Annotated in this window: 19 protein-coding genes; 8 read left to right on the plus strand and 11 right to left on the minus strand. The window is 69.0% G+C overall.

What is annotated here, in order from left to right; all coding sequences use genetic code 11:
- Positions 1-24 precede the first annotated feature (24 nt).
- Positions 25-1,545, minus strand: coding sequence for a methyltransferase (locus ACFQ9K_RS07475; RefSeq protein WP_378715036.1), 1,521 nt, complete (start codon positions 1,543-1,545; stop codon positions 25-27).
- A 384-nt stretch (positions 1,546-1,929) separates the two neighbouring features.
- Positions 1,930-2,670, minus strand: a complete 741-nt coding sequence (locus tag ACFQ9K_RS07480; RefSeq protein ID WP_378715034.1) for a VOC family protein — start codon at positions 2,668-2,670, stop codon at positions 1,930-1,932.
- 150 nt (positions 2,671-2,820) lie between these two features.
- Between ACFQ9K_RS07480 and ACFQ9K_RS07485 the strand changes: the two genes are divergently transcribed.
- Entirely contained in the window at positions 2,821-4,104 is a 1,284-nt protein-coding gene (locus ACFQ9K_RS07485; RefSeq protein WP_378715032.1) for an MFS transporter, read from the plus strand.
- 1,459 nt (positions 4,105-5,563) lie between these two features.
- Here the strand turns inward: ACFQ9K_RS07485 and ACFQ9K_RS07490 are convergent.
- Complete coding sequence (locus ACFQ9K_RS07490; protein WP_378715030.1) at positions 5,564-5,983, minus strand: DUF3099 domain-containing protein; 420 nt, start codon at positions 5,981-5,983, stop codon at positions 5,564-5,566.
- Between the two features lie 96 nt (positions 5,984-6,079).
- Here ACFQ9K_RS07490 and ACFQ9K_RS07495 point away from each other — a divergent pair, with 96 nt between their 5' ends.
- Entirely contained in the window at positions 6,080-6,325 is a 246-nt protein-coding gene (locus ACFQ9K_RS07495; protein WP_085998233.1) for a DUF3039 domain-containing protein, read from the plus strand.
- Positions 6,326-6,337: 12 nt separating this feature from the next.
- Here ACFQ9K_RS07495 and ACFQ9K_RS07500 read toward each other — a convergent pair whose 3' ends face one another.
- On the minus strand, positions 6,338-7,453 hold the full coding sequence (locus ACFQ9K_RS07500) for a YihY/virulence factor BrkB family protein (RefSeq protein ID WP_378715028.1): 1,116 nt from the start codon (positions 7,451-7,453) through the stop codon (positions 6,338-6,340).
- Positions 7,454-7,734: 281 nt separating this feature from the next.
- Here ACFQ9K_RS07500 and ACFQ9K_RS07505 point away from each other — a divergent pair, with 281 nt between their 5' ends.
- On the plus strand, positions 7,735-9,420 hold the full coding sequence (locus ACFQ9K_RS07505) for a DEAD/DEAH box helicase (protein WP_378715091.1): 1,686 nt from the start codon (positions 7,735-7,737) through the stop codon (positions 9,418-9,420).
- 119 nt (positions 9,421-9,539) lie between these two features.
- Here ACFQ9K_RS07505 and ACFQ9K_RS07510 read toward each other — a convergent pair whose 3' ends face one another.
- On the minus strand, positions 9,540-10,139 hold the full coding sequence (locus ACFQ9K_RS07510; RefSeq protein ID WP_378715026.1) for a TetR/AcrR family transcriptional regulator: 600 nt from the start codon (positions 10,137-10,139) through the stop codon (positions 9,540-9,542).
- A 106-nt stretch (positions 10,140-10,245) separates the two neighbouring features.
- Here ACFQ9K_RS07510 and ACFQ9K_RS07515 point away from each other — a divergent pair, with 106 nt between their 5' ends.
- Entirely contained in the window at positions 10,246-10,986 is a 741-nt protein-coding gene (locus tag ACFQ9K_RS07515) for an SDR family NAD(P)-dependent oxidoreductase (RefSeq protein ID WP_378715024.1), read from the plus strand.
- A gap of 305 nt (positions 10,987-11,291) precedes the next feature.
- Here ACFQ9K_RS07515 and ACFQ9K_RS07520 read toward each other — a convergent pair whose 3' ends face one another.
- On the minus strand, positions 11,292-11,849 hold the full coding sequence (locus ACFQ9K_RS07520; protein ID WP_378715022.1) for a hypothetical protein: 558 nt from the start codon (positions 11,847-11,849) through the stop codon (positions 11,292-11,294).
- Complete coding sequence (locus tag ACFQ9K_RS07525; protein WP_378715089.1) at positions 11,849-13,591, minus strand: DEAD/DEAH box helicase; 1,743 nt, start codon at positions 13,589-13,591, stop codon at positions 11,849-11,851. Before ACFQ9K_RS07525 ends, ACFQ9K_RS07520 begins: the two co-directional genes overlap by 1 nt.
- Positions 13,592-13,710: 119 nt before the next feature.
- On the opposite strand from ACFQ9K_RS07525, the gene ACFQ9K_RS07530 reads away from it, so the two are divergent.
- A complete protein-coding gene (locus tag ACFQ9K_RS07530) occupies positions 13,711-14,508 on the plus strand; it encodes a TetR/AcrR family transcriptional regulator (RefSeq protein WP_378982907.1) in 798 nt (265 codons plus the stop codon).
- Between the two features lie 48 nt (positions 14,509-14,556).
- On the opposite strand, the gene ACFQ9K_RS07535 is transcribed toward ACFQ9K_RS07530, so the two are convergent.
- Entirely contained in the window at positions 14,557-14,751 is a 195-nt protein-coding gene (locus tag ACFQ9K_RS07535; RefSeq protein ID WP_150405918.1) for a hypothetical protein, read from the minus strand.
- Positions 14,752-15,023: 272 nt separating this feature from the next.
- On the opposite strand from ACFQ9K_RS07535, the gene ACFQ9K_RS07540 reads away from it, so the two are divergent.
- The gene (locus tag ACFQ9K_RS07540) at positions 15,024-15,383 is read left to right on the plus strand and encodes a DUF952 domain-containing protein (protein WP_378715018.1); all 360 of its coding nucleotides are present in this window, start codon (positions 15,024-15,026) and stop codon (positions 15,381-15,383) included.
- A gap of 1 nt (position 15,384) precedes the next feature.
- On the opposite strand, the gene ACFQ9K_RS07545 is transcribed toward ACFQ9K_RS07540, so the two are convergent.
- Both ACFQ9K_RS07545 and ACFQ9K_RS07550 read right to left on the minus strand, forming a co-directional pair.
- The gene (locus ACFQ9K_RS07545) at positions 15,385-16,032 is read right to left on the minus strand and encodes a response regulator (RefSeq protein ID WP_378715016.1); all 648 of its coding nucleotides are present in this window, start codon (positions 16,030-16,032) and stop codon (positions 15,385-15,387) included.
- Complete coding sequence (locus ACFQ9K_RS07550) at positions 16,029-17,195, minus strand: sensor histidine kinase (protein WP_378715014.1); 1,167 nt, start codon at positions 17,193-17,195, stop codon at positions 16,029-16,031. Before ACFQ9K_RS07550 ends, ACFQ9K_RS07545 begins: the two co-directional genes overlap by 4 nt.
- Positions 17,196-17,314: 119 nt before the next feature.
- Here ACFQ9K_RS07550 and ACFQ9K_RS07555 point away from each other — a divergent pair, with 119 nt between their 5' ends.
- Both ACFQ9K_RS07555 and ACFQ9K_RS07560 read left to right on the plus strand, forming a co-directional pair.
- Entirely contained in the window at positions 17,315-17,797 is a 483-nt protein-coding gene (locus ACFQ9K_RS07555; RefSeq protein ID WP_378715013.1) for a cation:proton antiporter regulatory subunit, read from the plus strand.
- Positions 17,798-17,802: 5 nt separating this feature from the next.
- Entirely contained in the window at positions 17,803-18,987 is a 1,185-nt protein-coding gene (locus ACFQ9K_RS07560) for a cation:proton antiporter (RefSeq protein ID WP_378715011.1), read from the plus strand.
- Here the strand turns inward: ACFQ9K_RS07560 and ACFQ9K_RS07565 are convergent.
- Entirely contained in the window at positions 18,977-19,744 is a 768-nt protein-coding gene (locus ACFQ9K_RS07565; RefSeq protein WP_378715010.1) for a rhomboid-like protein, read from the minus strand. The two genes, ACFQ9K_RS07560 and ACFQ9K_RS07565, sit on opposite strands and share 11 nt — an antisense overlap.
- Between the last annotated feature and the right edge of the window lie 12 nt (positions 19,745-19,756).

Here is a 19,756-nt window from a genome sequence, read left to right on the forward strand (position 1 = left end):
CCGACCTACCCGCGATTGCCGGAATTACACGGGGCGTACCAGTCCGTGGCGGACCAATCCGGCCACCACGGACAGCGCGTCGGCCGCGAACTCCGTGGTCACCTCGTCAGATCCGTGGGCAACCGCCAGCAGTTCGATCAACTCGTATAACGGGAGCCCATCGGCGCGCATTCCCGCGAGCAGGGAGATGGTTGTCTCGTCCACCTCGTGCTGCCAGCGGGGTCCGTCGCCGCGGTGCACGCGGGCCACCCGTGGCGCCCAGCCGTCCGGGCCGGGCAGTGACACGCGTTCCAGCGCGGTGGCCGGATCGACCACGAAACGCGAAGTCCAGGCGAGCTTTTCGTCACCGGCGACGGCGCGCAACCACGCCGAACGTTCGAAGTAGCGGGTGGCCTCGTCGCCGAGCGGATCGTCGAAGCCGTGGGTGAGGTCCTCGGCGAGCAGTTCGGTCGGGGCGTCGATGGCGCGCAGGTAGACGAAGCCGAAACCGATGCCCTCGACGTCGGCGGCGGTGAACGCGTCGAGCCACTGTTCGGCGCGGGCCTGGGCGGCGGGGTCGCGCGGATCGAGGCCGGCGTCGCGCAACCAGGTGCCGACATAGAGGGCGGGGTCGGCGACGTCGCGTTGGACGACCCAGGCGTCGACGCCATGGGCGGGCAACCAGGAGGACACGCGGTGGCGCCAGTCCTCGCCCTCGACGTGCACCCAGGCCGCGAGCATCGCCGCGGTGCCGCCGGGGGCGAGCAGGTCTGCCGCCTGTCCGATGACCAGCTCGCTGGCGCCGTCGAGAGCGAGGCCGGAATCGCGGTAGGTGTGCTCGATCCTGGCCGGGCCGACGACGAACGGCGGGTTCGCCACGACCTGATCGAAGCGGCGTCCGGCGACGGGCTCGAACCAGGAGCCTTCGAGGAGTTCGATGTCGAGTCCGTTGAGCGCGGCGGTTGCCTCGGCGAGCCACAGGGCGCGGGTGTTGACGTCGGTCGCGGTCACGGTGTTCGCGTAGGCGGCGGCGTGCACGGCCTGTACGCCGCAGCCGGTGCCGAGGTCGAGGACGGAGCCGACCTTGCGGGTCGGTGTCGCGCGCAGCAGGGAAAGAGAAGCGTGGCCGACGCCGAGCACGTGGTCTTCGGTGAGTGTGCGCCGATGCATCGAGTCGTCGAGGTCGGACAGAATCCAGCGGGTTCCCGCTCCCGCGTCCAGGGGGCGCAGATCGAGCGCCGCCCGAACCAGGTCGCCGTCGCGTTCGAGCAGACCCGCCGCTACCGCCCGCTCGACATCCACCGGCGCCAACGCCGCGGCGACATCCCGCTCCGGCAGCGGATCCCCGAGCAGCAGCAACCGGATCAGCGTGCCCACGTCCCCCGCATCCCGCGCGGCCCGCCGCACCGGCACCGGCTCCGACCGCCCCAGCGCCGCGTGCACGTCCGCGCCGAGCACCTCCAACAGCGTGTCGGCGTCATACCCGACCCGAGTCAGCGCCGCCCGCAGGTCCGGGCACAACGCGGTGAGCAGGGATCCGGTGGTCGTAGATCGGTTAGTAGGCACATCGGTACTCTGCCACCGCCCTGCACCCGCGATAGATCGAGGCAACGCAAACGGCCGTCTGCGCTCGCCCGTTGATCATGCTGGTCCAACGATAGGGAAGCAGGAGCACGTTAGGTGGGGCCCCGACCTGGCTTCGCGGTTGGCGTGGTCAATGCGGGAGGTTCGGCGTGGTCATCGGGTTGTGGTAGGGGTAAATGAGGGAGTCCGTCTGGACCGGATGCCGCGGATTGCGGCGTTGGCAGGGTGCTGTGCTCGATCCGGCGTTGCCGTACAAGGATTCGCGGTCGGGCTCTCGAAAAGGCTTGGCGGAGAGCCTGTTCTAGGTGATCGAGCCCGAACGCGGTGCGCCGAGGCGAGTCTAATGGCTGTGCCCGCCTCGACCGGTCAGACTCCTTGCGGGTCGCGGGCGGTGACGCAGTAGGTGGCGTCGGCGGGGTCGGTCATGACGATCCAGTGTTCGAAGCGTTCGACGACTGTGGCGCCCAGGGTTTCGTGCCAGGCGGCGGTGGCGGTGATGTCGGAGGACGACAGGTCGATGTGGGCGCTGGTGGGGCGGTCGTCGTCCAGGCGTTGCAGGAGTAGTTGGATGGGCAGGTGTTCCGTGGCGCGCAGGCGGGCGAATTCGGGGCGTCGGCCTTGCTGGAAGTTCCAGCCGGTCAAAGACTTCCAGAATTCGGTCTCGGTGGCGTGGTCGGTGGGGCCGATGTCGAGGCAGACCTGGTCGAGGCGGCTGAGGGTGCCGTCGGGGGCGGCGACGGCGGGCGCCGGGGTGCCTTTGGCGCGGCCACTCGGTGTGAGACAAAAGGTTTGGCCGCCGGGGGAACGCAGGACGGCATAGTCGGGGTGGTTCGCGACCAGGTCGGCGCCGAGGTCGAGCGCGGTGCGCACGGCGGTCGGGATGTGATCGACGTCGAGGTCAAGGTGGACGCCGCCGAGGCCGGTGACCGACTGCATCTTCACGCCCGCGGCGGCGAAGCGCGCGGGATCGGGGAGCAGCGTGAGGAATTCGTCGTGTTCGCCACGGCGCGCGGAGAGTTCGGTACCGGTGATGGTGGACCAGAACTTCGCGCAGTCGTCGAATCGCTGTGCGGGGCGGTCCAGGAAGGCCCAGATCCACCGAATCATGTTCACTCCTGTCTAGTGCCTCGAGACACGATAGGGAACGCCGCGCGCGGTGTCGAGCGCATTGGCGTGTCGGCCGCGCTGGCACGATCTTGGTGGTTTGTGGCATTCCGGCCACTCGTTGGGTGCGCGTTTTTCCGGCACGCTCAGCGGGTGACCGAACTGCAGACGCCGCCGACTGTTCCGCCGAACGACGCCGTGACCAGGCGGCCGCATCCCGCGTGGATCGTCGCGGGTGTCGGGTTCATCGCGTTGCTCGGGGCCGCGGCGTTCCGGTCGGTGCCCAGCGTGTTGATGGATCCGCTGCATGCGGAGTTCGGCTGGTCGCACGGGACGATCGGGGCGGCGGTTTCGCTGAATCTGCTGTTGTACGGGTTGATTTCGCCGTTCGCGGCGGCGTTGATGGACCGGTTCGGCATCCGCAAGGTGGTGTCGGGGGCGCTGGTGCTGGTGGCCGCCGGCGCCGGGCTGACCGTGTTCATGACGCAGCCGTGGCATCTGATGATGACCTGGGGGCTGCTGGTCGGCGTCGGCGTGGGATCGATGTCGATGCCGTTCGTGGCGACCATCACCGGGCGCTGGTTCGTGCGGCAGCGTGGGCTGGTGACCGGGGTGCTCACGGCGGCGGGCGCGACCGGGCAGCTGGTGTTCCTGCCGCTGGTGTCGATGCTGGCGCACGAGCACGGCTGGCGGGTGCCGTCGCTGATCGTCGCCGGGACCGCGTTGGCCGTTGTGCCGTTGGTACTGCTGTTCATTCGGGATTTCCCGAGCGATGTCGGGGTCACCGCGTACGGTGCGGAGCCGGGCAGCGTGGTCGGTGTCCGGACGCCCCCGACGGTCGGCGCGACGCGTGCGCTCACCGTGCTGGCCAAGATCGCGCGCACACCCGGATTCTGGCTGCTGGCAGGCGGATTCGCGGTCTGCGGTGCGTCCACCAACGGTCTGGTCGGCACCCACTTCGTCAGTGCCGCACACGATCACGGCATGCCACCGACCGCCGCCGCGAGTCTGCTGGCCGTGGTCGGCATCTTCGACGTCGCGGGCACCATCGCCTCCGGCTGGCTGACCGACCGCGTCGACCCGCGCTATCTGCTCGTCGGCTACTACGTCCTGCGCGGGCTGTCCCTGCTGATCCTGCCGTCGCTGCTCGGCCCGCACACCCAGCCCAGCCTGTGGGTCTTCATCATCTTCTACGGCCTGGACTGGGTGGCCACCGTCCCACCCACCGTCATGCTCTGCCGCGAACTGTTCGGCAACGACGGCCCCGTAGCCTTCGGCTGGGTCTTCGCCTCCCACCAGATCGGCTCCGCCGTCGCCGCCACCGGCGCCGGCGTAATCCGCGACATCCAAGGCACCTACGACCTCGCCTGGTACCTGGCCGGCGCCCTCTGCGCCACCGCCGCGGTAATGTCCGCCGTCATCCGCCGCAAGGCCTGACCCCCAGCCGCCACCCACGATCCGGCGGAATGGACAACGCAGAGTCGGACGCATCCATCACCGGCTGACCGGATAGCAACCACCCTGCCGACATCCGGCAGCCCCTCCCCACCAGCCCCCTCAGCGTTCCCCCGCCCAGCACAGCCAACACGTGCAACCAAACCCTGCTGAAGCCCCCACCCGCACGCCCCCTCAACCGTGTCCCGCCCAATCTCAACCCCTGCACGCGAACGGGACATGAAGGAGGGCCTACTCGGCCGCTATCGCCACTATGTCCCGTTGGCCGCCACCGTTGTTCGCGAGTGGGACCTGGCTGAGCTCCCACCGGCGTGTTGCCTCTGTCATGTCCCGTTCGGCATTGCACCTGGGTGTGAGCGGGACGTGAGTGAGGGGTCACCTGGCCAATGCCTCAGGTGTGTCCCGTTGGGTGTGATCGCGATGCGTGGGTGGGGTGTCGAGAGGTTGCTCGGCCGGTGTCGCAACGATGTCCCGTCGGGTGCCAGCGTTGATCCCGAGTGGGACCTGACTGAGTTTCCACTGGCGTGTTGCCTCCGCCATGCCCCGTTCGGCATTGCACCTGGGTGCGAGCGGGGCGTGAGTGAGGGGCCACCTGGCCAATGCCTCACTGGTGTCCCGTTGGGTGTGATCGCGGCGCGCGAGGGACGTGGAGGTGGGGTTACTCGGCCGATGCTGCGGGCATGTCCGGTTGGCGCTGGTTTTGTTGGCGAACGGGACGTGGAGGCCCCGGCACTCGGGTGATGTGTCCCGCCCGGCACCAGCCACTCGCGCGAAAGGGACGCCGTGAAGCCTCCTCCCACCTGATCCCTCACTCAACCGTGTCCCGCCCAACCTCAACCCAGTGTGCGAACGGGACATGAAGGAGGGCCCACTCGGCCGCTATCGCCACTATGTCCCGTTGGCCGCCACCGTTGTTCGCGAGTGGGACCTGGCTGAGTTTCCACTGGCGTGTTGCCTCCGCCATGTCCCGTTCGACATCGAACCTGGGCGCCAGCGGGACGTGAGTGAGGGGCCACCTGGCCAATGCCTCAGGTGTGTCCCGTTGGGTGTGGTCGCGATGCGTGGTTGGGGCGTCGAGGGGTTACTCGGCCCGGGGTCGCCACGATGTCCCGTTGGGTGCCACCGTTGTTCGCGAGTGGGGCCTGGCTGAGCTTCCGTCGGCGTGTTGCCTCTGTCATGTCCCGTTCGGCATTGCATCTGGTTGTGAGCGGGACGTGAGCGCGGGGGCACTTGGCCAATGGCTCACTGGTGTCCCGTTGGGTGTAATCGCGATGCGCGAGTGGGACCTCGAGGGGGTTACTCGGCCGGTGGCTTGGCCATGTCCCGATGGATGCCAACGGATTCGCGAGTGGGGCGCGAGGTGGCCCGGCTACGTCGTTGTTATGTCCCGTTGGGGAGGCGGTGTTTGGGTGCTGGATCGTCTCGTCGGGTGGGAAGCCCGTCAGCCGTCGATGGACTTGTGGGAGCGTGCTTCTATCGCGGTGCGGCGTTCGTCCCAGCGGCTGGGTTCGTCTTTGCGGCGGGGTGGGCGGTCGTTGGCGATGAGGACGGCGATCCAGGGGAGGGGGATGGAGACGGCGATGATGAGGATGGCCAGGAGGGCGCTGCCGAAGGTGCTGTAGGCGATCGCGGCCAGGACCAGGCAGGGGATGCGGAAGGCCATGATGATCGTGTAGCGGCGGACCCGGGAGCGGTGCTGATCCTCCAGCGACGGCTGGGCCTCGGTGATCAGGACGGGACGTTTGTCGTCGGTGCCGGGGAAGTATCCGGCGGAGCCGGTCGAGGCCGGGGGCATCGTCACGTCCGGGCGCTCACCATGGCCGATGTCGTCGGCATTGGGGGAGTCGCCGTGCTGCTGCATGCCTCCGAGTCTTCCACTGTCGGCGCAGCAGCGCACACAGCGTGGTCAGGCGGACACCGGACCGTGATCGGTCGCCGCCGTCGCGGATGCGGCATCATGGAATCCGTGAGCACCGACACCATGGTTCGCCCCGATTCGACCACCGACGAGTCGACGAGCGACGACACCCCCAAGTTCTTCCACTACGTCAAGAAGGACCGGATCGCGGAGAGCGCCGTCATGGGCACCCATGTCGTCGCGCTGTGCGGTGAGGTCTTTCCGGTGACGCGTTCGCCCAAGCCCGGTTCGCCGGTCTGCCCGGACTGCAAGAAGGTCTACGACGGGCTCAAGAAGGGCGATTGAGGCGACGTCCGGCTAGGACGCCGCGCGCGGTTGATCGGGTGTGTCCGCGGATGACGACGGAGGCTGCTCCGTCGTCTCGGTGGTCGCTGTCTCCGAGCCGGACGAATCCCCGCTGAGCTGGTTGGTGATCCATTCCTTGACCTGCTCGATCCGGGTCGCCCGCGCGGGCCAGAACTCCTGCACGGCGGCGTTGAACTCCGCGCCGAGGATCACCGCGAACCCGAGAAAATACGTGAACAGCAGGAACGCGATCGGCGTGGCGAGTGCGCCGTAACTCACACCGGTCTGGGTGACCCAGGACAGGTATCGCCGCAGCACCTCGCTGGCCGCGATGAAGAACACGGCCGCGACCAGCGCCCCGCCGAAGAGCCGGTGCCAGGGCAGCGAGGTGTGCAGCGCCAGCTTGTACAACGTGGTCAGCACGATGATCAGCAGCAACCCGACGCCGGGGTAGTAGAAGAAGTCCAGCAGCTGCAACCCGGTCGCCCGCCACGGCGCGGGCAGCACCCGGCCGATCAGCACGGGTCCCAGCGCCACCAGCGGCAGGATGAACACCGAGGCGACCAGGAACGCGACATACAGCAGCAGCGCGAAGATCCGCTGCCACACCGGATGCCGCAGGTCCTGCTGATCGTGCGCCTCGACGATCGAATCGACGAACGTCGCCATCGCCGAGGACCCGGCCCACAGCGACAGCACGAAACCCACCGACACGACCGCACCGCGCCCCTTGCCGAGGACGTCCTTGACGGTCGGCTCGATCAGATCCGACACCACGCTCGAGCTGAACAGATCCCGGCTGAACGAAATGATCTTGGATTCGACGATCTGCACGGTGTCCGGCCCGAACCAGGTGCCGACGTACCCGAGGCTGCCGAGCACGCCGAGCAGCAGCGGCGCGAGCGAGAGCGTCTGCCAGAACGCGGCGGCCGCCGATTTGGCGAAGATCGAATCGTCCCAGGCCTTCACCGCGACCCGCACAACGAGCTTGACGGTATTGCGGCGCGCGCGACGCGCCCGGATGGTGACCCGTTGACCGAAGGTCAGTTCGCGCGCGGCGATGCCCCCGCTGAGCGACGGTATGTCGGTCCGCAGCGGGTCGCTCGGCAAGGCGTTCTGGTCGGTCATCGTGCCTACAGCATCGCGCACCGGGCGTTCCCGCACCGGATTCCGGGGGCGACGTGTCGTCGGGCAACCGGTGAACTCCGGCGTGTCGGTAGTTGAACATGTGATGCCGATCGCCCATGCCGCGTCGGTTTGGCAACACGCCGGGCCGGGCCAGTAAGGTCGACTGGGTGACTGGGTCGGGTGGCGCCGCTGTGGCGGGAAAAGCGGAGACACCGGGCGATTCGGTTAGACCCGATGCGTCGGGGACGCCGAACAGCTCCGGTACATCGAGCGGCGGTTCGCTGCGTGCCTGGCAGCGCCGGGCGTTGACCAAGTACCTCGCGTCCAAGCCACGCGACTTCCTCGCGGTGGCGACGCCGGGCGCCGGTAAGACCACGTTCGCGCTGCGGGTGGCCGCCGAGCTGCTCGCCGATCGGACCGTGGACCAGATCACCGTCGTCGCGCCGACCGAGCACCTCAAGCACCAGTGGGCGCACTCCGCGGCGCGCTCGGGGATCCAGCTGGATTCACGGTTCTCCAACGCGACCGGCGGCACGTCCGGTGATTATCACGGTGTCGTCGTCACCTACGCCCAGGTCGCCTCGCATCCGTCCCGGCATCGCGTGCGCACCGAAAACCGCCGGACCCTGGTCATTCTGGACGAGATCCACCACGCGGGCGACGCGAAGAGCTGGGGTGAGGCGACCGCCGAGGCGTTCGGCGACGCGACCCGCAGGCTCGCGCTCACCGGAACCCCGTTCCGCAGCGACGACAGCCAGATCCCGTTCATCACCTACGAACCCGACGAATCGGGGTTCCCGCGCTCGCGCGCCGACCACGCCTACGGCTACTCCGAGGCGCTCGCCGACGGCGTCGTCCGTCCGGTGGTGTTCCTCGCCTACTCCGGCGAGGCGCACTGGCGCGACAGCGCGGGCGAGGAGCACACCGCCCGCCTCGGCGAGCCGCTCAACGCCGAACAGACCGCCCGCGCCTGGCGCACCGCGCTCGACCCGGCCGGCGACTGGATCTCGGCCGTGCTGCGCGCCGCGGACATGCGGCTGCGGCAGTTGCGCAGCACGGGCATGCCGGACGCGGGCGGCCTGGTGATCGCCACCGATCAGGAGCGGGCGCGCGACTACGCCGAACTGCTGGAACACATTTCGGGCACCAAGCCGGCGCTGGTGCTGTCCGACGAACCGACCTCCTCGGACCGGATCGAGCAGTTCGGCGCGAGCACCGAGCCGTGGATGGTCGCGGTGCGCATGGTGTCCGAGGGCGTCGACGTGCCGCGACTCGCGGTCGGCGTGTACGCGACCAGCGCCTCGACACCGCTGTACTTCGCGCAGGCCATCGGGCGATTCGTGCGCGCCCGCAAGCCCGGCGAGACGGCGAGTGTGTTCCTACCCTCGGTGCCGGTGCTGCTGGACCTGGCCGCGCAGCTGGAGTTGCAGCGCGACCACGTCATCGGTAAGCCGCACCGGGAGAAGGACGGGCTCGACGACGAGCTGCTGATCGACGCGAACAAGCAGCAGGACGAGCCGGGCGAGGAGGAGAAGTCCTTCGTCGCGCTGGCCGCCGACGCCGAGCTCGATCAGGTGATCTACGACGGAACCTCCTTCGGCACAGCGACTTTCGCGGGCAGCGACGAGGAGGCCGACTATCTCGGCATCCCGGGTCTGCTCGACGCGGACCAGATGCGGGCGTTGCTGCGCGAGCGGCAGACCAAGCAGATCGCCGATCGTGGTGAATCGGCGGCCGCCGAACCCGGTCCGCAGGTGGCGAGTTCGGCCGAACGCGTGGCCACCGCCGACCGCCTGGGTGAGTTGCGGCGTGAGCTCAACAGTCTGGTCGCCATGCATCACCACCGGACCAACAAGCCGCACGGTGTGATTCACGGTGAGCTGCGGCGCGAATGCGGCGGGCCGCCAACGGCTTTGGCGACGGCAGACCAGTTGGAGGAGCGGATCGCGGCGCTGCGGCGCATGTAGGTCGCAACGAGTTCGCTCCTGCCGCAACCGGATCGGTTGTCGAGCTCTCATTCCTGCAAGCCGATCGGCGACCTGCCCTTCGTGGTCGGCAGGCCTGGCGGGTCCTGCCGGGCGTAGATCTAGGCGGACCCCGGCCAGGCTGCCATTGCGCAGTCGATCGACTGCGTCAATTCGGCCAGCGAGGCTCCGTCGCGGGCTTGGATGGACAGGCCGTACAGCACCGTGGTGTAGAAGTGGGCCAGCCCGGCGGTGTTGGTCTCCGCGGGCAGATCGCCTTCGGTGACACCACGATCCAGCCGCTGGCGGACTTCTTCGATTGTCTCCCTGCGCTTTTCGACCAGGAAGTCGCGAATGCTCGCACTGCGCGTGGTGTAGGTCGAGCCGGCGAGCACGACCATGCAACCGTGCGGTTTGTCCTCGACGGTGTAGGCGATCGCGTTGTCCCGCAACATCGCATCGATCGCCTGCCGCGCGGTCGGCTCCTCGCGCAACGCCCGCGCGGTGTATCCGCCGTCGGTCTTCCCGTACAGCCCGATGGCCTCCCGGAACAGCGCCTCCTTGCCGCCGAACGCGGCGTACAGGCTGGGGGAGTTGATGCCCATGGCGGAGGTGAGGTCGCTCATCGATGAGCCCTCGTAGCCGTGCTCCCAGAACACCTCCATGGCGCGGCGCAGCGCGTCCGTGCGGTCGAATGCGCGCGGTCGTCCCCGTTCGGCCATGGTCGGTCCTTTCTGTGTCGATCGTTAAATATACCCCTTGACGCGATCGCGGTCGATGCGCTTAGCTATTTATGTACTGATCGACACAGAATATGGAGGAGGACCGATGTCGGGTCTCACGGGCAAGGCGGCACTGGTGACCGGCGGCAGCCGCGGAATCGGGGCGGCGATCGCGCGGAAGCTGGCGGCCGAGGGCGCGGACGTGGCGATCACCTTCCAGAACGCCGAGGTCCAGGCGAAATCCGTGGTCGCGGAGATCGAATCGCTCGGCCGGCGCGCGGTGGCGATCCGCGCGGACAGCGCCGTCGCCGGTGATGTGGTGCGCGCGGTGAATCAGGCCGCAGCCGACCTCGGCGGGCTGGACATCCTGGTCAACAACGCGGGCATCTTCCCGGCCAAGCCGTTCGAGGAGTTCACCGTCGACGAGATCGACCGCGCGCTGAACATTCACGCGCGGGCCGCGTTCGTCGGCGCGCAGGCCGCGGTGGCGCATATGACCGACGGCGGCCGGATCGTCAGCTTCGGCAGCAATCTGTCCGAGAAGGCCTCCTTCGCCGGGCTCTCGCTCTACAACCTGAGCAAGTCGGCGCTGAACGGATTCACCAAGGCGCTCGCCCGCGAACTCGGCCCGCGCGGCATCACGGTGAACCTGCTCCAGCCCGGTTCCACCGTGACCGACATGAACCCGATCGACGGCGGCCACTACGACCTGCAGGTCGGTCTGACCGCCCTCGGCCACTTCGCCGCGCCCGAGGACATGGCCGCCACGGTCGCCTTCCTCGCCGGCGAGACCGGCCGCAACATCACCGGCTCGATCTTCACCATCGACGGCGGGACCAACGCCTAGTCCGCTTGTCCGCGAAGGCAATGCAACTCCACGGAGTCGATTCATTGCCCAGCCGCACCTTCGACATCCGCACGGGTCAGCGCGGCGAGTCGGGGTGCGGGAAATCGGGAGTTGTGCGGCTGTGGTTGCGGGCGAATCAGCCGGTGACGTACTTCCCGGGGGAGACGCCTACGGCGCGGCGGAAGGCGGCGACGTAGGCGCTGGGGGTGGTGTAGCCGACGCGGCCGGCGCCGGTATGCCTTCCCCGGCAACGGCATTCGACTCGGTGGTGTGTTTCACCATGCGGCGTCACGTGCCCCGGCCGATCAGGCTGGAATCGGGTCGCCGAAATAACCGGCGGGATCGAAGGTGTTGATCGGCACCCACCGCGGCATCTCCGCGGGGGCGGGTGAATCATCCTGTGCCGCTTGGAAAAACCCTTGAATCTCCAGAGCGAGCCGCGGATTCTCGTCCACCCGCGCGGCCATGTCGTAGAACGCGGCCAGCACGTGCAGGCACCGCGCCGTGCGCGCCTTGCACGAGCAGTCGGTGCCGGCCAGCACCGGCGCGATCGTGTGCCCGGCCGCGAGCACCGCCGCGTGCATGTCGTCGGTGAGCACGGTGGTATCCGGAATGACCTCGCCGATCGCGGTGATCGCGGCACGGGTCAGCGGCGCCACCTCCAGATGGATCACCGACGCCTCGCTGCCGCGATGGATGGTGGCGCGCACGACCCGCCCGTCGATCGTGGCCTGCACCCCGTGGTTGCGCGCGATCGACCGTGCGCGGGGCAGCAGCGGCTCGGGCCGCGTCTGCCGCAGCGGTTCGGCGAGCCGAACCCAGTCCTTGCCCCACCTGGTGTACCCGAATTCATTGTCCGGCATCAGTTCTCCCTCTTTCGACGCAAGATCTCGACCAGCTGATCGTCATCGAGGCGGGCCAGCGCGGCGATGCCGGCCGAGTCGCCGAGGTCCGAGAGCGCCGACTTGCGATCGTGCATGCGGGCGATGTGTTCCTCGACGGACGTGGTCGAGGTGAGCGTGGTGACGGTGACCGTGCGGGTCTGGCCGATCCGGTGCGCCCGGTCCGAGGCCTGCGCCTCGACCGCCGGATTCCACCAGCGGTCGAAGTGGATGACGTCCGCGGCCCGGGTCAGCGTGAGTCCGGTCCCCGCGGCCCGCAGGCTGAGGATCAGCACGGGCGGCCCGTCCTCGGCCTGGAATCCGGAGACGATGGCCGCGCGTTCGGCCTGGTTCAGGCCGCCGTGGAAGAACGGCGCCGTGATCCCGAACTGTTCGGCGAGATGCCGGACCAGCAGGTCACCCGTCTGCCGATACTGGGTGAAAACCAGTGTCGGGGCGTTCATTTCGAGGTTGTTGGCCAGGATGTCGGTGCACAGGTCCAGCTTGCCGGAGCGCCCCGCGAGCTCGGTGAGCTCACCGGTGACCAGGCCGGGATGGTTGCAGACCTGTTTGAGCGCGGTCAGCGCCGCCAGCACCCGGCTCTGGCGATCGATGCCGGTGCCGAATCCGTCGTCGATGGCCCGATCGAGCAGCTTGTCGTAGAGATCCTCCTGCTCGCCGGTGAGGTCGCAGAGCAGGTCGGTGTGGATCTTCGCCGGCAGCGACGCCGCGACCTGCGCCTTCTTGCGCACCAGGACAACGGGTTCGATGGCGTCCTGCAGGCGCGCCGCCGCGGCCGCCGACCCCTCCTGGATCGGCCGGACGAACCGCCGCCGGAACTGCGTCTTGTGCCCGAACAGCGTGGGCGTCACCAGATTCAGCAGCGCCCACAGCTCTTCGAGATGATTCTCCACCGGCGTGCCGGTCAGCGCGACGCGCACCTCGGCGTCGAGCGCCCGTGCGGCCTTGGCCAGCTGGGTGCCCGGATTCTTCAGCGCCTGCGCCTCGTCGAAAACCGCCGTCGCCCAGCGCCGCTCGTCCAGGTGCTGCCGGTGGATGCGCACCGTGGGATACCCGGCGACGACGACCGTGCCTGCCCCGGCGTCGAGTTCGCCGCCGCGCCACACCTGGACCCGCAGTCCGGGCGCGAACCGATCGATCTCGTGCGCCCAGTTGCCGACCAACGACGTCGGGCACACGACGAGTTGCGGACCCTCGGCGGCCCGCCCGAGCAGAAATCCGATGGTCTGCACGGTCTTTCCGAGGCCCATCTCGTCGGCCAGGACGGCCCCTCCGTGCGCCGCGACGGTTTCCCGCAGCCAACTGACCCCGCGCACCTGATACGGCCGCAGATCGGCTTTCAGCGACGACCGCAATTCCGTTGCCGCGGCCTGGGTCTCGGCCAGCACCCGGATCGCGCGGTCGGCGGACACGATCGAGGTGCCTGCCGCGTTGGGCACCGCGTGGGCCGCGATCGGCAGTTCCGCTGCCGGGCCATCGGATTCCGCGCGCAGCGCCGTGCGCAACAGGCGAATCGAAGCCCCCGCGTCGGGCAGCTCCAGCGTCGCGAACGCGGCCGGATCGATCACCGCGCAGTCGACCGGGATGACCTCGATCGCCCCGTCGAAGCCGGTGGGCACGGCGAGGGCGAGGGTCTCTCGATCGCCGAGCGCGGCGGGTGCGGGTCCGGTGTTCTCCCCGGTCCATGTCCACAGCGCGAACATGTGACGGTCGGGCAGATAGGTGGCCTGTGTGCTGGGCAGAGCGAACCCCTCCATCGGCGTAAGGTGTACGAAGTATCTTGAATAACGTACAAAGTACCGAGTTTGTTCCGAGGAGCTCCTTGCCCGACGAATCCGCCGCTGAGCAGGCACGACAGTTGGTGAGCCTGCTGTGGCGGCACGAACTCCCGCCGCGGCCCGGTGCTCGCGGGCCGAAGCCCGCGGTCAGTGTGGACGCGGTGGTCGACGCGGCGGTGGCGCTCGCGGATCGCGACGGGTACGCGAAGGTGTCCATCCGCGCGGTCGCCGCCGAGCTGGGCTTGCGCCCGATGAGCCTGTACACCTACGTGCCGAGCAAGGACGCGCTGACCGTGCTGATGGTCGACGCGGTGGCGGACGAGGACGCGCCGATCCCGGCGGACCTGCCGGTGCGCGAGCGGTTGGCCGCCATTGCCCGCCAGGCGCGCGCTGAGCTGATCGCGCATCCGTGGCTGCTCGAAGTATCGCCGTGGCGCCAGGTGATCGGCCCCGGTCGAATGCGGCGCTACGAACGGCAGCTCGCGGCCATCGACGGCATCGGGCTGCCGGATGTCGAGCTGGATCGGGTGATCGCGGTGTTGTCCGAATTCGCCACCGGCAACGCGCGTGTCGCGGTCGGCGCGCGGCGGGACGCGCTGGTGATGACCGACAAGCAGTGGTGGGAGGTGCACGGCCCACTGCTCGCTCAGGTCATGCCGTCCAGTCTGTTTCCGCTGTCGTCTCGGGTCGGGCAGGCGGCCGGCGAGCTGTACCAGGCCCCCGCGGACCCGGACGGCGCCTTCGACTACGGCCTGGACCGCCTGCTGGACGGGATCCTGGGCGAGCGCAAAACCCCTGAACACACCGACAGCGGGCGATCCGTGGATCGCCCGCTGCGGTAAACGGTTTTCTGTTGTCGGATGCTGTTATCTCAGGACGCGAGGAGTTGGTCAGATAGCGGGAGCGGATTCCGTGTCGATCACGGCCTCCAGCTCACGCAGTCGATCCATGTGTTCGTTCGCGTGGTGCTGGCAGAAGAGCAACTCGCCACCTGCGGGCAGAACGGCGCGCACTCGTGCTGCCGCCCCGCAGCGGTCGCAACGATCGACCGCGGTCAGTGGGGTGCTAGTCAGGGTTCCTGGCATGACTCCTCCGTCCTGGCTCCCGGTTCACAGACCGTTCGCCTGGTGTGGGGCCCGTGGTCACTCCGCGGGCTCGCTACCGCTACTTCCCAGCAGTGGTATGACTACTCTGTCAGACGTTCGGGACGGGGGCTTTGTTCCCGTGAGTGATTCAGTGTGTTTTCGATAACACGACCAGGGATTTCGCTACTGGCGAACATTCCAGGTCACGCTTCGAACTCCGTTTGGTCACCACCTCGAACAGGCCGATCCAGTTGTCTACCGGGAGATTACCCGTGACCCACGACACTCACACGCTTGTTCACATATGCACTTTGGGCGAGTGGCTTTCCGCCCGGCAAACGGGCGAGTATCGCGCGTCGTCGCTCGACGAGGTGGGGTTCATCCACCTGTCCTCCCCGCAGCAGGCCCATCTGCCCGCCAACCGGCTGTTCTCCGGGCGGCGTGACCTGGTGCTGCTCCGGCTCGACCCGGCCCGGCTCGGCGCGCCGGTGAAGTGGGAGCCGGGCGTGCCGACCGACCCGGAATCGATGCTGTTCCCCCACCTGTACGGCCCGCTGCCGACCGGCGCGGTGATCGCGGTCGAGGAGTTCCAGCCCGGCCCGGACGGCGTGTTCGCCCCACTCGGCAAGTGAGTCAGCGGTCGCGGACCTCGCGCGCGACGATGGCGGCCTGAACCCGCGATCGCACACCGAGTTTCGTCAGCACCCGGGACACGTGGGTCTTCACCGTCGTCTCGCCGATGAACAGGCGGCCGGCGATCTGCGCGTTGGACAGGCCGTCGCCGAGGCAGTCGAGCACCTCGCGTTCGCGCTCGGTGAGGTCGGCGACTCCGTTCGGTTCCGGTTCGGCCGCATCGGTATTCGTCGCGGCGAACGCGGTGATCACCGCCCTGGTCACCTCGGGGGCGAGCACGCCGTCCCCGGCGGCCACCTTGCGGACGGCGTCGATCAGGGCCTGCCCCGACGAGGACTTCAGCACGAATCCCGACGCGCCGGCGCGCAGCGTCCGGAAGACGTACTCGTCCAGATCGAAGGTCGTCAGGATCAGCACCTTGGCCAGCTCGTCGGCGGTGATCCGCTCGGTCGCGGTGATCCCGTCCACGCCCGGCATGCGCACGTCCATCAGCACCACGTGCGGCCGCAGCGCCCTGGCCTGCGCGACCGCGACGTCGCCGTCGGCCGCCTCGCCGACCACCTCGAGGTCGTCCTCGGCGTCCAGGATCATCCGCAGGCCGGCGCGGATGGCGGCGTGATCGTCGGCGATCAGTACCCGGATCGTCATGCCTGGCCCGCGGCGAGCGGCAGCCGGGCCAGCACTTCCCAGCGGCCGGAATCCGGTCCGGCGGTGAAGTTTCCGCCGAGCGCGGCGGTGCGCTCGCGCATGTTGATCAGGCCGCGATGCGGTTCGCCGTGCTCGGTGCGGCGCAGCGCGGCCGGCGCCATCGGGTTGCGCACCAGCACCCGCAGCTGCTCGTCCCGCGTGCCCACCTCGATGTCGACCTGTTGTCCGGGTGCGTGTTTCATGGCGTTGGTCAGTGCCTCCTGAACGATGCGGTACGCGGCGTGATCGACCGCGCTGGGAAGTTCGGTGCCGTCGAGGTTTTCGCGCACCCGCACGCTGATCCCGGCCGCCCGGGCGGCCTCGACCAGAAGGGGCAGCTGGGCCAGGCGGCGTGGCGCGGCCACCTCGTCCACGCTGTCGCCGTCGCTGCGCAGCAGCCCGATCATGGTGCGCATCTCCTGCAACGCGCTGACGCTGTTGGTGCGGATCGACCGCATGATCCCGGTGACCGCCGGATCGGCGTCCTTGCGCGCCAGCACGCCCAGCGCGGCCTCGGATTGGATCGCGATGGCCGAGAGGTGCCCGGCGATCACGTCGTGCAGGTCGCGCGCCATGGTGGTGCGTTCGTCGGCGATGGCCGCGCGCCGGTCGAGCTCGGCGACCAGGGTGAGGGCTTGGGCGCGCGCCCGTTCGGCCCCGGCGATCTCCTTGTGCGTGCGCACCGAGTTGGCCCACCACAGCGGCGTCGCGATGAACGCGAACACCACGACCAGGGCGATCGAGACCGCGCGCAGATCGCCGGTGCGCACCAGGGTCAGGACCACGATCAGCCCCGAGAACACCGACCAGACCACCATGGTGATCCGCGAGGCGCGTCGCGCCGAGTACAGCACGGCGGCGTACATCAGGTCGCCGTAGAGGATCCACACCGGCACCGACGGGCCGAGGTGCATATCGATCAGCAGCGGCGCCAGCCCGAGGACCATGGCCACCACAGGCATTCGGCGACGCAGCATCGTCAACAGGCACAGCGAGGCCAGCACCAGCAGCCGCGTCGACATCGGTACGTCCGTCCCGCGATCGATCAGCGCGTACAGGTTCGCCGCGTAGAGCCCGGCGCCCGCGGCGAAGGCCAGCAGCGCGCCCAGCGCGTCGCGCGCCATCTCCGGAAGCTCTGACCATCGCCGCACGCCTCCATCTCAGCACAGCTCTGACCAGGCGCCATCCGCCGAAGTGATGACCGCGCGGCGGAGTGAATCGGACATCGGTCTAATCTGGACGGGTGAATGTCGACGTGACTGCCCTACCCGGGATCGGAGTCCGCAAAGACTTCGAGGTGCGCTCCGGCCGCCGGATCGGTGTGGTCGCGCATCGCGACGGCGACATCGACCTCATCGTCTCCAAGACCGACGATCCCGACGCCTGCGCCGCGCAGATCCCGCTGAGCACCGACGAGGCCGCCGTGCTCGCCAACCTGCTCGGCGCGCCGCAGCTGGTCGCGAAACTGAACGACGAACACAGTGACCTTCCCGGCATCACCACCCGGCAGTTGCCGATCGCCGACGAATCCCCTTACGAGGGACGCACACTCGGCGAGACCGCGATGCGCACCCGCACCAAGGTGTCGATCGTCGCGGTGATGCGGGCCGGCCAGTTGCATCCCTCACCCGGCCCCGATTTCACCTTCACCTCAGGCGATGTGCTCGTCGTCGTCGGTACCCCGGACGGCTTGGACGCCGCCGCCAAGATCCTCACGCACGGCTGAAACCGATGACTGGAACCGCGCTCGCCCTGGTCGAGCTCGGAGCGATTCTGTTTGTCCTCGGCACCTTCGGGCGCGTGGCTGGTCGCTTCGGCATGTCTCCCATCCCGCTCTACCTGATCGGCGGTCTCGCCTTCGGCCAGGGCGGCATCATCTCGCTCAGTGCCGCCAACGAATTCGGCCACATAGCCGGCGAGATCGGTGTGGTGCTGCTGTTGCTGCTGCTCGGCCTGGAGTACACCGCGCCGGAACTGATGACCGGCCTGCGCCGGTCCTGGGCGGCCGGGCTGGTCGACATCGTGGCGAACGCGACGCCCGGGGTGATCGTGGCGCTGATCCTCGGCTGGGGCGCGGTCGGCGCGGTCACCATGGGCGGCGTCACCTACATCTCGTCCTCGGGCATCGTCGCGAAGGTGCTCAACGACCTCGGGCGGCTCGGTAACCGCGAGACCCCGGTGATCCTGTCGATCCTGGTGTTCGAGGACCTGGCGATGGCGGTCTATCTGCCGATCCTCACCACGATCCTGGCCGGGCTGAGCTTCGCCAGCGGCGCGAAATCGCTGGCCGTCGCGCTCACCGCGATCACGGTGGTGCTGGTGGTCGCGCTGCGCTACGGCCGATACGTCTCGGCCATCGTGGACAGCTCGGACAACGAGGTGTTCCTGCTGAAGCTGCTCGGCGCGGCGCTGCTGGTGGCCGGCGTCGCCTCGGCGCTGAACGTGTCGGCGGCGGTCGGGGCGTTCCTGCTCGGCATCGCCATCTCCGGGTCGACCGCGCACGAGGCCGCGAAACTGCTGGAACCGCTGCGCGATCTGTTCGCCGCGATCTTCTTCGTCGCCTTCGGGCTCACCACCGACCCGCGCGCCATCCCGCCGGTGCTTGGCTGGGCGATCGCGCTGGCCGTGCTCACCATGCTGACCAAGCTCGGCACCGGCTGGTGGGCGGCGAGCAGGCAGGGCATCCGGCCGATGGGCCGGGCCAGGGCGGGCGCGGCGCTGGTCGCGCGCGGCGAATTCTCCATCGTCATCGCGGGATTGGCGGTGACCATGGGCGGCGTCGACAAGGAGCTGGCGGCGCTGGCCTCGGCCTACGTGCTGCTGATGGCGATCCTCGGCCCGATCGCGGCGCGCGTGGTCGAGCCGGTCGTCGGGGTGGTGCAGCGCCGGTTGAAGCCGGCCGGCGTCACTCCGTGAGCGTGACCGCGGGTTCGGGTTTGGCCGCGGTCTTGCGTTCCACCCAGCGGCCGACCACGGTCGCGAGCCCGCCGACGGCGAGGCCGATCAGGCACGCGCACAGGTGGCCGTAGTCGGTGAACGTCGGCCCGATCCACAGCGCCGCGACCAGGGTCAGGATGAGCGTGCCCGCCCACAGCAGCCGGACCAGGCCGCGGAACCGGAAGGTCAGCGCGGCGAGCACCGCCGAAAAGCCGTAGCTGGTGCCGACATCCGCGGCGACCGCCACCACCCGGGGGATGACGCCGCGGTCGATCGCGTGCGAGATGCCGGTGACGGTGAGCAGCGTGGCGCCGATGTGCCCGGTGGCGAACAGGATGATCCAGCGGGTGGTGCCCAGCCAGCGTTCCGCGTAGGCCATCACGATCAGGAAGCCGGCGATGGTGGTCCACGGGAAGCCGCCGTCGGTCCAGAACGCCGAGGCGACCAGCACCTGCACCGGGTTGTGCCGCATGTTGTAGAGGTTGGTGGAGGCGGAGAAGATCAGCCTGCGTTCGACCGAGTCGCCCACCCCGCGCAGCGTCCACCAGGTGACGAAGACGGTGAACGCGTAGGCGGTGCTGGCCGGCGCCGCGCCCAGGTGCTCGCGGATCGCGGGCAGCACCCGGTGCGCCAACCCGGGACGGCGCAACCAGTCCCACGCGACGCGGGCTTCGGTGCGGAGATCGATGGTCTGCGTCCAGGGTGACCGAAACCGGACCGGGGCGGAGGCAATCACCGACCAAGTGTG

This window comes from Nocardia sp. NPDC056564, assembly GCF_042793755.1.
Classification (GTDB): Bacteria; Actinomycetota; Actinomycetes; order Mycobacteriales; family Mycobacteriaceae; genus Nocardia.